9 protein-coding genes are annotated in these 11,714 nt (G+C 70.8%); 1 reads left to right on the plus strand and 8 read right to left on the minus strand.

Translation table 11 applies throughout. The features are described from left to right. Positions 1 to 22 precede the first annotated feature (22 nt). The 6 genes from efeB to EKH77_RS16405 all read right to left on the minus strand — a co-directional run bounded on the left by efeB (position 23) and on the right by EKH77_RS16405 (position 6,523). Entirely contained in the window at positions 23 to 1,582 is a 1,560-nt protein-coding gene (gene efeB / locus EKH77_RS16380) for an iron uptake transporter deferrochelatase/peroxidase subunit (protein ID WP_126915105.1), read from the minus strand. Continuing rightward, positions 1,582 to 3,591 (minus strand): FixH family protein, encoded by a 2,010-nt coding sequence (locus EKH77_RS16385; RefSeq protein WP_126915106.1) that lies wholly within the window; start codon positions 3,589 to 3,591, stop codon positions 1,582 to 1,584. Before EKH77_RS16385 ends, efeB begins: the two co-directional genes overlap by 1 nt. 7 nt (positions 3,592 to 3,598) lie before the next feature. Continuing rightward, positions 3,599 to 4,096, minus strand: a complete 498-nt coding sequence (locus EKH77_RS16390) for a copper chaperone PCu(A)C (RefSeq protein WP_240667375.1) — start codon at positions 4,094 to 4,096, stop codon at positions 3,599 to 3,601. Beyond that, positions 4,096 to 4,752 carry an SCO family protein gene (locus tag EKH77_RS16395; protein ID WP_126915107.1) on the minus strand — a complete coding sequence of 219 codons (657 nt, stop codon included), beginning with the start codon at positions 4,750 to 4,752 and terminating at the stop codon, positions 4,096 to 4,098. Before EKH77_RS16395 ends, EKH77_RS16390 begins: the two co-directional genes overlap by 1 nt. Positions 4,753 to 4,827: 75 nt before the next feature. Then, the gene (locus EKH77_RS16400) at positions 4,828 to 5,595 is read right to left on the minus strand and encodes a YcnI family copper-binding membrane protein (protein ID WP_206280023.1); all 768 of its coding nucleotides are present in this window, start codon (positions 5,593 to 5,595) and stop codon (positions 4,828 to 4,830) included. 124 nt (positions 5,596 to 5,719) lie between these two features. Next, positions 5,720 to 6,523, minus strand: coding sequence for a hypothetical protein (locus EKH77_RS16405; RefSeq protein WP_126915108.1), 804 nt, complete (start codon positions 6,521 to 6,523; stop codon positions 5,720 to 5,722). A 216-nt stretch (positions 6,524 to 6,739) separates the two neighbouring features. Between EKH77_RS16405 and EKH77_RS16410 the strand changes: the two genes are divergently transcribed. After that, the gene (locus EKH77_RS16410; protein ID WP_126915109.1) at positions 6,740 to 7,219 is read left to right on the plus strand and encodes an ATP-binding protein; all 480 of its coding nucleotides are present in this window, start codon (positions 6,740 to 6,742) and stop codon (positions 7,217 to 7,219) included. A gap of 47 nt (positions 7,220 to 7,266) precedes the next feature. On the opposite strand, the gene EKH77_RS16415 is transcribed toward EKH77_RS16410, so the two are convergent. Together EKH77_RS16415 and EKH77_RS16420 are read right to left on the minus strand one after the other, a co-directional pair. Then, positions 7,267 to 9,618 (minus strand): hypothetical protein, encoded by a 2,352-nt coding sequence (locus tag EKH77_RS16415; RefSeq protein ID WP_126915110.1) that lies wholly within the window; start codon positions 9,616 to 9,618, stop codon positions 7,267 to 7,269. A 532-nt stretch (positions 9,619 to 10,150) separates the two neighbouring features. Beyond that, the gene (locus tag EKH77_RS16420; RefSeq protein WP_240667377.1) at positions 10,151 to 11,608 is read right to left on the minus strand and encodes an aminopeptidase P family protein; all 1,458 of its coding nucleotides are present in this window, start codon (positions 11,606 to 11,608) and stop codon (positions 10,151 to 10,153) included. Positions 11,609 to 11,714 lie beyond the last annotated feature (106 nt).

Below are 11,714 nucleotides of genomic sequence, written 5' to 3' on the forward strand. Positions count from 1 at the left end.
CCCCGGGGACCCCCGCCACCGCTTACCCCTCCAGCAGGTGCTGGCCCACGTAGCCGCCCTCGTCGCAGCCGCCCGGGACGGCGAAGAGGGCGCTGGCCTCGTGGCGGAGGAAACGGGAGAGGCCGTCGCCCCGGTCCAGCTTCCGCTGCACCGGGACGAAGCCCTTGAGCGGATCCGCCTGCCAGGCGATGAACAGCAGGCCCGCGTCCGGAGCGCCGTCGTCGAGGAAACCGTCGTGGTACGAGAACGCGCGCCGCAGCATCGCCGCGCCGCGGTTGTTGGCCGGGGACGCCACGCGGATGTGGGCGTCGCCGGGGATGGACAGCGCGCCGTCCGCGCCCATCTTGTCCAGGTCCACGCGCGTGGTCTCCGTACCGCCGGACAGCGGCGCGCCGTCGGACTTGCGGCGGCCGATCACCCGCTCCTGGCGCTCCAGCGACAGATTGTCCCAGCTGTCCAGCAGCATCCGGATGCGCCGGACGACCGCGTACGAGCCGCCTGCCATCCAGGAGTCGGTGCCCTGCTGGTCGTCCGGCACGAAGATCTTCTTGGCGAAGTCGGCGCTCGACGGCTTCGGGTTGTTCGTCCCGTCGATCTGGCCCATCAGATTGCGGCCGGTCATCGGCTGCGCGGTCGCGCCCGGCGTGCGGTTGAAGCCGGTCATCTGCCAGCGCACCCGGGCCGAGCCCGCCGCCTCCTTCTGGAGCAGCCGCAGGGCGTGGAAGGCGACCAGCGCGTCGTCGGCGCCGATCTGCACCCACAGATCGCCGTTGCTCCGCTTGCCGTCGATGGCGTCGGCGGTGAAGGCGGGCAGCGGCTCCAGCGCGTCGGGCCGCCGGTCCGTCAGCCCGACGCGGTCGAAGAACGTGCGGCCGAAGCCGAAGGTGACCGTCAGGGACGACGGGCCCGCGTCGAGGGCGACACCGGAGTCGTCCCCTTGCGGCGGCCGGCCGGCCATCAGCTCCGCCGCCGCCGCGGACCAGCGCCGCATCAGCGCGGCCGCGCCCCTGCGGTCGGTCCCGCCGGTGAGGTCGAAGGCGACGAGGTGGCCGTGCGCCTGCGCGGGCTGGACGATGCCCGACTGGTGCGTGCCGTGGAAGGGCACGACGCCCGAGCCGACGTCGGTCAGCGGCGTGGGCTTGCCGCGCACCGCCTCGGCCCCGGTGGCCCCCGCGACCCCGCCCACGATGAGCGATGCCGCGCCGGCGGCGCCCGCCGTGCCCAGCAGTCGCCGGCGGGAGACGCCGTCGACCGGTGCGCCGGGGGCCGGCGCGCCGGGGGCGGCGGTGGCCGCCTCCGGCTCGCCGGCGGTCCGGGCGTTCCCGGCACCGCCGCCGGTCTTGGCGGGGGCGTCCTTGGCGGGGCCGCCGGTGCTCTTGTCGGGCCGGGTGCGGCCCTTGGACGGGCCGCCCGGGCCGCCCGGTCCGGTGCTGCCGGAGCGTGCGGCGGTCGCGGCGGCGTTCTTCCCGGCGCGCTTGCCGCCGCTCGCCTTGCCGCCTGCCTTGGCGCCCGTCCTGCCGCTGATCGGGCGTGTGTCGTCCCCGGCGACTCCGCCGGCCGTGGTGTCAGTCGTGTCAGCCATCAGATGATCTTCACGTTCTCGATCTCGGTGACCTGGTCGATGTCCGAGGTCCGTACGGTCAGGGACAGCTGCCAGTCGCCGGCCATGGGCAGCCGGAAATCCTTGGCTTTCCACAGTCCGGCGGACTGACGCTCCAGCGCGGCCCGCAGGGGACCGATCTGTTTTTCCTTCTCGGTCATGGACAGTGTCAGCTCCGGTACGTCCACCGGGCGCCCGGACGCGTCCGTCAGAGTGACGGTGAGGGTGTTGGCCCCCGTGCGGGCGGGGTCGACGGTGACGCGCGCCGTGCCCCGCCCGTCGGTGCCGCCCGTGTCGTAGGCGATCCGCACGTCGGCGGGCCCGGCCGCCGACGGCGCGGCCGTCCGGCCCGCCGCCGCCCGGCGCTGCTCGGTCTCGGCCCGGCCGGGCTGGGTGCCGGTGAGCGCGGTGGTGACGGCCAGCACGACGACGGCGACGCCCGCCTCGGCGAGGACGGACCGGCGCAGCCCGGTGCGCCCGGTGTCCGCGTCCCGCACGCGCCGCCCGGCGGCCTTCTCCCGCGCCGCCCGCTGCCGCGCGAGCTGCGCGGCGCGGACGGAGTCGGCGGCGCTGACGGCGTTGTCGGCGCTGACGGCGTCAACGCCGTCGGCGGAGTCGTGTGAGGACTTGGAGTCGTGTGAGGTCTTCACACCGGCCCCCGGCTTCTTCCGGACCGTCGGCCGCCTGGACTCGGGCGCGTCCACGAGGCGGCCCGTCCAGCGCCGGGAGAGGAACGCGACGCCCACCATGATGACCACCAGCCCGGCCTTCACCAGCAGCCAGCGCCCGTACTCCGTGCCCGTCAGCGCGCCCCACGAACCGACCTGCCGCCAGGACTGGTAGAGCCCGGTCGCCACCAGCACGCAGACCGCGACGAACGCCATCCGCGAGAAGCGCGCGACCGCCGTCCGCCGGATACGTTCGCCCGACCACAGCGTGGCCAGCAGCGCCGCCAGCCCGCCCAGCCAAACCGCGACGCCCAGCAGGTGCGCCACGTCCACCGGCATCGCCAGCCACGGCTGGAGGCCCGCCGACGCGTGCTCGGCCAGTGCCCAGGTCGCCGCGAGGCCGCCCGCGACGAGCGTGCCCCCGACGCCGAGCCCCCAGGCGATGTCCCGGCGGCGGCCGAGCGTACGACCACCGGCAGCGGCAGCGGCGGCGGCACCGTCACCGGACCGGCCCCGCCCGTCGTCCTCCTGCGCGTACGTGCCGAACAGCACCGCCAGGAACACCGCCGCCGCGCTCAGCAGCAGCAGCCGCGACAGCAGCGCCGCCCCCGGCTTGGTGGACAACACGCCGCCCAGCAGCGACAGATCGATGACGGAGCCCATCCCCTTGCCGCTCGTGAAGGCACCCCGCAGCAGCAACAGCGCCACCGTCGAGACGAACAGCGCGATCCAGCCGCCCACCGCGACCCGCTGCACCGCCCGCGACGAGCGGCACACCCCGGCGAAGACGCAGCCGCCGACGAGCAGGACGAAGCCCGCGTACGCCGCGTACCGGCCGATCGCGTAGAAGGCGGCGACGGCCGGATCGGTGCGCGTGGCCGCCGAGTCGACGGTCACGGTCGTCTTCGACGGCGCGCCGACCGAGAACGTGAAGGCCCCGGCCACCGGGTGGCTGTCCGCCGAGACCGCCTGCCACGCCACCGTGTACGTGCCGTCGGCGATCCCGGCGCGCAGCGCGACGGTCGCGGTCCCGGACCGTCCGCCGTCGTGCTGCGGCCTGCCCTCGTCGACGCGTTCGCCGCGCGGGTCGAGGACCCGCACCGAGTCGGGGCTGAGCAGCACCCCTTCGGAGAAGGTGAGGGTGACCCGCGCGGGCGCGGCGGGCACCACCGACCCGTCGGCCGGGTCGGTGGCGGTGAGCGCCGCGTGCGCGGACGCGGTGCCCGCGCCGAGCGTCAGCGTGCACAACAGCGCGGCGAGGAAGGCGACGAGGAGCGCGCCGGGAAGCGGCACTCCACGTCGTACGGCGGTCCGGGTCCTCATCGTCGCGTCAGCCCTTGGGGCGGAACGACGCGCTCTCGACCGGCACCTTGACCTTGATCGGCGCCGAGGTGGCGAAGCGCAGGGTGAACTCGATCTTCTCCCCCACCTGCGGCTTGTGGTCGAGCTTGCCCAGCATCAGGTGCGTGCCGCCGCGCGACAGCGACAGCTTGCCCTTGGCGGGCACCTCCAGCTTCGCCGCGTGCTTCATCTGCGAGCCTTCGGTGGTGTGCATCGTGATGTCGGACGAGAGCGGGCTGGTGACCCCGACCAGCTGGTCGGCCTTGCCGCCGTCGTTCTCGACGGTGAAGTACGCGGCGGCCATGTCGGCCATCGCGGGCTGCGGCAGATAGGCGCCGCTGACGGTCAGTTCGGGCTTGCCGGAGGAGACGGAGAGCCGGTCCTTCTCCGACTGGCAGCCGGTGATCAGCAGCAGCCCGCCCGCGAGGACGAGCGGCAGGGCGGTGGCGGTGGCGACGGTGGCCTTGTTCATCTTCTTCGGGCGCATCACGGGTTCTCCCCCTTGACGATCTTCGGGAGATCCTGGGCGTACTGGTCGGACGTGGTGGAAGCGGTGTAGATCCAGTGGCCGGCGTCGTCCTTCGGCGAGAAGCCGACGACCTCGGCGCCGTGGCTGACGGTCACGGAGCCGTCCTTCTCCTTCTTGGCGGGCTCGACGAGGATGCCCAGCGGCTTGGCGGCCGCCTGGATCGTCGCGAAGTCGCCGGTCAGGCCGACTATGTCCTGGCCGCCCTGGGCGTCGAGCCACTCACGGATCCGCTTGGGGGTGTCCCGCTCGGGGTCGGTGGTGACGAAGACGACCTGGAGCTTCTCCTGGTCGGCCTTGGGCAGCTTCTTCTCGGCGGTGGCGATGTCGGAGACGACCGTCGAGCAGACGTCGGGGCAGTAGGTGTAGCCGAAGTAGAGCAGGACGGGGCGGCCCTTGGTCTCCTTGACCAGCTCGTACTTCTTCTCGGACGTGTCCGTCAGGACCAGGTCCGGCTTGGCCTTGGCGTTGTCGAGGGTGATCGCCCCGGCCTTCTTCTGCTCGCCGGAGACATCGGCGGCGGGCTTGTCGCCGCCGCCGTCGCCCGAGCCGCCGCAGGCCGTCAGGGTGAGCGCGGCCGTCGCGGCGAGGACCGCGCCGAGGATCTTGGTGCGCATGGAGTGCTTCTCCAGAGGTGGTCGGTGTCGCCGGGCCGGCGGGGCGTGCGCGCCCCGCCGGCCGCGGTACGGGTGTCAGGCGGCGGAGTCGCGGCGGCGGCGTCCGGCGAGCACGCCGAACGCGATGCCCGCCGCGCCGACGACGATGCCGACGACACCGAGGGTGCGGGCGGTGGTGTCGCTGCCGCCGTCGCTCTTCTTCTCCTCGGCGGTGGCGGTCACCTTGTCGCCCTTGTCGCTCTTCGCGTCCTTGTCGCCCTTGGCGTCGTCGTGGTGATCGCCGGCGCCGCCCGCGGCGCCCTTCGCGACGAGCTTGAGGACGGGAGCCGGGTGCTCGGGCTCCTCGCCGCCCGGCTTGGAGGGGTCGATCCAGCGGACGACGTCGTCGTCGGAGTACGTCTGGAGCGCCTTGAAGACCAGCTCGTCGGCGTCGGTCGGCAGCTGGCCGACGGACAGCGGGAACTGCTGGAACTGACCGGGCTCGATCTTGCCGCCGGTCCAGGTGACCTTGCTGACGGCCTCGTCGATCGACTTGCCGTGCATCTGCACCGGCTTGTCGAGCTTGGTCTTCTCGACCTTCACGTCCCAGCCCGGCACGGCCTGCGGCATCACCGAGACCAGCGGGTGCTTGGGGTCGAGGGTGAGCTCCAGCTTCACCGTCGAGGCGTTGTCCTTCTCGTTGGGCACCTTGAGGGCGATGGTGCTCCAGCCGCCCTTCTCGGCGGTGCCGGGCTGCACGCTCACGTGCGCGAAGGCGGGACCGGCGAACAGCAGCAGGCCACCGGCGGTCACACCGGCGACGAGGGAGGCACGGGCGGCGCGGATACGACGGAACGAGGTCATCGAGGTCATGGGAAAACTCTCCACTGGCAGGAGGGAACGGAAGGTGATGGCGCGCATGCGGTGACAGCGCGAAACACCCTTCCCCGCCCTGCCGGGTGGTGGAAAGCGATGCGTCGTCGTGCCGTCAGGCCGCGAGGGCGAGGCGCGGCGGCCCCCGCCTGATCACGACGTGCCGCCACTCGGCCTCCCGCGCCGGACGCGTCTCCCGCTCGGCCGTCCACCACCGGGGCACCGCGAGCGGCTCCGCGCCCAGCGCCCGGACGAACGGCAGCAGCGCGAGCGCCAGCGCCCGGACGAGCGCGGACTCCGCGACACCGCGCGCCGACTCGGCCGACAGCCGCACCAGACGCCACAGCGCGGCCTCACCGCGCCGCAGCAACCACCCCAGGGCCAGGGCCGCGAGGACGTGGCCCAACGCCATGGCGGGGGAGGGCAGGAGCGCGTGGACGAACGAACCGGCGCCCGAACCCGCGCCCCCGCTCGGCGGGGACGCGGCGGCCGGGACGTGGACGGCCGGGTCGAGCCCTGCGCCCGTGATCACTTCACGGGCCCGGTCGGCGGACATCGGCCGCTGGTCGCAGAGCAGCTGGCCCGCGAAGTTGATCAAGTGGCCGTCGGCGCCCGCCCGATGGGCGGCCGCGGCGTCCGCGCCCCGTGCCCCGTGCTGCCCGAGCGCGAAGAGCGTGTGCAGCGCGAGCTGGCCCACGGCCAGCGCGGCCGCGATGCCCGGCAGCGAGCGCTCCCGCCCGGCCAGCGGCGCGGCCACGGCGAAGACCGCCGCGCCCGCCGCGACCAGGGTCCACAGCGGCACCTTCGCGCAGGACGCCAGCACGTGCCCGCCCGCGGACAGCACGACACAGACCGCGGTGAACACCGCGGCCCGGATCAGTCGCAGATCGGCGCCGGCGCGCGCGACGGGGAGAGGCATGACGGCGCCATCATCCCACCGCCCTCACGCGATCCCTACGGCAGGGTGTCCGGCTCGTCCCCCCTGCCGCGCCCGGTTGCCACCGCCCCGTCCATACACGCCCCCACCCGCGTGGCGCGTCGGCCGAATGAGCGGTCTCACACAGCCGACAGGCTTATGCGGCGCGCCCCGTGGCTATAGGTATCGGTATGTCGAGCCGCAGCCAGGAGGCTGAGCATGAGCATTTGGTGGTCACTCCACTTGCGGCGCGAGGCCGCGAGCGTTCCGCTCGCCCGACGGCTGCTGATCGGTGCCATGGAGACGGCCGGCGTCGACCCCGATACCTCGTACGACCTGGCCGTGGCGCTCAGCGAGGCGTGTGCGAACGCCGTCGAGCACGGCGGTGACGCCTCCACCGGCTATCGCGTGACGGCCCTCATCGACGGCGACACCTGTCGCATCGAGGTGACCGATTCCGGCCCCGGATTCGCCGAACGCCCCCGGTCCCCGCGCCGCCACCCGGCCCGCGCGCACACCAGGACCCCGGCCGCCGTCCATGACGAGCACGGCCGGGGTCTTTTCCTTATCGCGTCCCTCACCGACCACGTCCGGGTCCGCAACCGCCCGGGCCGGGCCGGGGCGGTCGTCAGCTTCGACAAGATCCTCAAGTGGCGGGAGGGCGGCCCGGCGGCCGCGGCGCTGCTGCGGGCGTCCTGAACCGGTTGTACCGACCCGGACCCTGTGCCTGGGCTGGCTCCGGCCGCTCACTCTCCGTGTCCTGAGCCTTGCCTAGGGAAGCGGATGATCCGGTTAGCTACCTTTCGGTGCCGGTTTTTGCGGTCGATCCGTACGTTTTTTCCGGCCTCCTCCATTCGTTTCTTCCACAGCTCCTCCTTACGTTTCCTGAGCGCCTTGTGAAAGCCCTTACGTCTATCCCGGCTTCCCGCCTTGGCGGCCTCCGCGAAGGCCACCTGGTACCGATAGTCCCTCGCTGGCAGGGCCTCCAGAGCGAGGGCCATTTCGACGTTCTGCTCGACGGACGACCGCGCAGCGAATGAGCGGAGCATTCGTTCGACCAGTTCAGGCCCACCTAGTAGTTCATCGAGAGTGGACAGTAGAAGAAAGAACGGCGGGGCCTCGGGGGCGATAAGGCATGCCTGTGCATCTGCGCCCATGCCTGCGGAGTCCAGGGCGAGCGCCAAGGCCGCGACGTCGTGGACAGAGCGGGTCCGTACGTAATGCTGTAAGGCGTCACCTGATACATGGCGGGAGCGGGACGAGTGCAGGGAAGCGATGAGCAGCCCGGCGTGTCCCGTGGGGCGACTGCCGATGCTTTTCCAGAAAACTTTTTCTGCATACTCGAAGAGCGCACACCGGTCGAGCACTGTGATCAGGTGTGCCAGGTCGTTGTGCGGGCACACAGCACCCGAGTCGGAGAGCACCGCTTCGGCACCGCCTGTCGTTTCGGCGTCCAAGCAGCAGATAAGAGTTCGGAAGCTTTCCGGAGGCAGTACACGAGCTGTGTCACAGAGCGCGGTGACGGCTACGTGCCAATCGCTCGATGAGTGGAGGTCGGTGATCAGAGCAGCAATCTTTGGTACGGGCCATTCGTGTACTGCCCAGGACAGCAGTTTTGTCGCCAGATCCTGGATCTTCTCGATGTGCAGAGCCGTAACAAGGGCTGCCACGTGTCCGGTCGTACGGTCTTCCGCGCTGGCCCGTAGCACCTGCTCGGCACGGGCCGTTTGCCCGTGCCTGCGCAGCGCGTCGACGAGGTCGATGACGTCCTTCGCATCCCGGTGAGCTGCTGCGGTGTTCTGGGCGATGTCGGCAAGACGGACGAGTTCGGGATGGATAGGGCCCCAGAAATCGAGTACGTGGATGAGCTCGGCGACATCCCAGACGGAGCGCCGCCGCGCACAAACCGACACCGCTTGATCGGCGAGCCTGAGGGCACCTAGGCCCTCCAGTTCCTGCAATAACGTTGTCACATAGGAGAGTGGTTTGACCGTGAACGCCGGACCGAGTAGGGCGGTGACATGGCCTTCCAGGCCGTGCTTGTGGAGATCCGACGCGATTGCGGCGATGTCCTTGGGTTGGTGGATCTCCAGCGCGGTCCTCATTACTGCGGCCGCTGCAGGATCCAGCTCGGTCCGTGCGAATTCGGCGATCAACGACGCCGTGTCGTGTACGGACCGGAAGACGACCATAGCTGGCAGAGCGGCCTCGGCATGCAGGTGCTGTCGGGCGGCATACAGGGCCTCGATGAGAGCAGCCGCATCAGCCACTGGGCGCGCTTGGGCAGCCGCCTTCACTAGCTCGGTTGCCATGGGCATCCTGACAGGAGTGTTCAGGCGCTCCACAAGCTCGACCAATTGAGAAACTGAAGCTGTCCGGTCTGCGGACTCCAAAGCATCCACCAGGGAGTCACGTGCGCTTGCCGTACCCAACCGTTTCTCGGTGGACTCGAGCTCGGTCTCCAGCTCATCGCAGCGCTTCTCTGCCGCATACGCTGCCAGTCTGGCGGCGCCGAGGGCCTCGCGGAGCTCGCCGACTTCCTGGCTGAGTTGGTCTCGCTGCTCGCGAAGTTTCTCGTACTTGTCCTGCCAGACGACCAAGGCGGCCTCATAAGCGAGACGTCCTTCCTCCCGCTCACGTTCCAGGTGGTTCAGCTGCCGCTCAAGGTCGGCCAGTCGGTGCTGGCGATCCTGTAGCGCGTCGGTCAGAACCTGCTGGCGAAATTCAGCGCTGCGGACATCGTGATCGGCTTGTTCCAGCTGGGCCTGCAATTTTTGAAGCTCATGGGTGCGGAAGCCGGGAGCCGACGCCTTGAGCCTGAGCTCTCGCAGCATCTGTTCCACCTCTAGGGTGACCGGTTTCTCTTCCCTGTTCAGATCCGCTATGAGCCCCGAGATGAAGTCCCAAGGAGGCACGCGGGCGCCGTTGAGATAGCGGGAGACGGTGCCGGCGTCGAGGTGTTTACGTGCCGCGTAGCGCCGGATGCTGATGCCCATACCGGCGAACAGTTCCCGGAGGTTCTCCGCCAGAGCCCGTTTCTCGGCAGACAGCCCGTCTCCGAGCGGGGCCAATACCCCAGCCATGCCGTCCTTCACCACTCTCGCTCCTCGCAAGTCGCAGCGACCTGAACCGTGTTGGGCCTACCTGACCCACTATGACTGCTGCTGGACATGAGCGAGGTTCATACGGGTGTTGCCGTGAGAAATGGCGACACCCAGATGGCGTGCCCGGTGCCGCTGCGTTCGGCGACACTCGTGCCGATACGGGTGGCGACACTGTGACACCTTCCGCAACGGGGCGGGGCTGTCCGACGGTGAACCAGGGATCACGACCCGGTTCGACCGGGAGATCGCAAGCCATCTCTGTGAGGAGTCGCCATGAAGCCATACGAACCGAAATGCGGGCCGACACTAATCTCGCGCGTGGCTCCGCCTCCCCGTCGGCCTTCCAGATGGTGGCGGAGCTGTCGTCGACTGGGCCGACGGGTTGTGTATGGCGCCGCTGGGGCACTCGGCTCGCTCGCCGTTACGCTGATCGCAGACTGGACGCTGCGGCGCTGAGGCATGAGCGCGTCAGCCATGCCCGTCTCACCGCGAGACTTAAGACGGGCATGGCTGACGGGGAGAGAACTCAGCCCTTCAGGGCGGCCATCCACGCCTCGACGTCGGCGGACGTGCGCGGCAGGGCGGCGGAGAGGTTCCGGTTGCCGTCCTCGGTGACGAGGATGTCGTCCTCGATGCGGACGCCGACGCCCCGGTACTCCTCGGGCACGGTCAGGTCGTCGGCCTGGAAGTACAGGCCGGGCTCCACGGTCAGCACCATGCCGGGCTCCAGGACGCCGTCGACGTAGGTCTCCGTGCGGGCGACCGCGCAGTCGTGGACGTCCAGGCCGAGCATGTGGCCGGTGCCGTGGAGGGTCCAGCGGCGCTGGAGGCCGAGCTCCAGGACGCGCTCGACCGGCCCCTCGACGAGGCCCCACTCGACGAGCTTCTCGGCGAGGACGCGCTGGGCGGCGTCGTGGAAGTCGCGGTACTTGGCGCCCGGCTTCACCGCCGCGATGCCGGCCTCCTGGGCCTCGTACACCGCGTCGTAGATCTTGCGCTGGAGCTCGGTGTACGTGCCGTTGATCGGCAGCGTGCGGGTGACGTCGGCGGTGTAGAGGGTGTTCGTCTCCACGCCGGCGTCGAGCAGCAGCAGGTCGCCGGAGCGGACCGGGCCGTCGTTGCGCACCCAGTGGAGGGTGGTGGCGTGCGGGCCGGCGGCGCAGATGGAGCCGTAGCCGATGTCGTTGCCCTCGACGCGAGCCCTCAGGAAGAACGTTCCTTCGATGTACCGCTCGCTCGTGGCCTCGGCCTTGTCGAGAACCTTCACGACGTCCTCGAAACCGCGGACGGTGGAGTCGACGGCCTTCTGGAGCTCGGCTATCTCGAAGCCGTCCTTCACCAGGCGCTGCTCGCTGATGAAGACGCGCAGCTCCTCGTCGCGCTCGGCGGTGACCTTGTCGGTCAGGGCCGTCTCGACGCCGGCGTCGTGGCCGCGGACGACGCGGACCGGGCCGGTGGCCTCGGCGAGGGTACCGGCCAGCTCGCGGACGTCGCGGGCGGGCACGCCCAGCAGCCGCTCGGCCTCGGTCAGGCTGTGGCGGCGGCCGACCCAGAGCTCGCCCTGGCCGTCCAGCCAGAACTCGCCGTTCTCGCGGTTGGAGCGGGGCAGGAGGTGGATCGTGGCCTCGTGGCCCTGCTCGCCGGTGGGCTCCAGGACGAGGACGCCGTCCTGCGTCTGGTCGCCGGTGAGGTAGACATACTCGGTCGAGGCGCGGAAGCCGTACTCGGTGTCGTTCGAGCGGGTCTTCAGGTTGCCCGCCGGGATCACCAGGCGCTCGCCCGGGAAGCGGGCGGAGAGCTCGGCGCGGCGCCGCGCGGTCTCGGCGGCCTGGGGTATCGGCCGCAGATCGTGGAGCTCGGTGTCGGCCCAGCCGGACTTCATGTTGTCGGCGAGCTCGGCGGAGACGGCCGGGTAGAGGCCGTTCTTCCGCTGCTTGATCGGCTCGTCACCTTCAGGGTTTTCGGGTGCGGGCTGCTCGGTCACTGGCTTTCCTCCTCGAACGGGGCCGCTTTCCATCGTATGTGCGGTGGAATGCCCTCGAGAAGGTTGTGCGGACCGTCACTCGAGCGGACTGTCACTCGAGCGGACC

It is taken from the genome of Streptomyces luteoverticillatus (assembly GCF_003970715.1).
In the GTDB taxonomy this organism is placed as follows: Bacteria; Actinomycetota; Actinomycetes; order Streptomycetales; family Streptomycetaceae; genus Streptomyces; species Streptomyces abikoensis.

Bases quoted from the DNA above. Each gene is read 5' to 3' on its own strand.
- efeB (WP_126915105.1), bottom strand. From the start codon at position 1,582: ATGGCTGACACGACTGACACCACGGCCGGCGGAGTCGCCGGGGACGAC.
- EKH77_RS16385 (WP_126915106.1), bottom strand. From the start codon at position 3,591: ATGAGGACCCGGACCGCCGTACGACGTGGAGTGCCGCTTCCCGGCGCG.
- EKH77_RS16390 (WP_240667375.1), bottom strand. From the start codon at position 4,096: ATGCGCCCGAAGAAGATGAACAAGGCCACCGTCGCCACCGCCACCGCC.
- EKH77_RS16395 (WP_126915107.1), bottom strand. From the start codon at position 4,752: ATGCGCACCAAGATCCTCGGCGCGGTCCTCGCCGCGACGGCCGCGCTC.
- EKH77_RS16400 (WP_206280023.1), bottom strand. From the start codon at position 5,595: ATGACCTCGTTCCGTCGTATCCGCGCCGCCCGTGCCTCCCTCGTCGCC.
- EKH77_RS16405 (WP_126915108.1), bottom strand. From the start codon at position 6,523: ATGCCTCTCCCCGTCGCGCGCGCCGGCGCCGATCTGCGACTGATCCGG.
- EKH77_RS16410 (WP_126915109.1), top strand. From the start codon at position 6,740: ATGAGCATTTGGTGGTCACTCCACTTGCGGCGCGAGGCCGCGAGCGTT.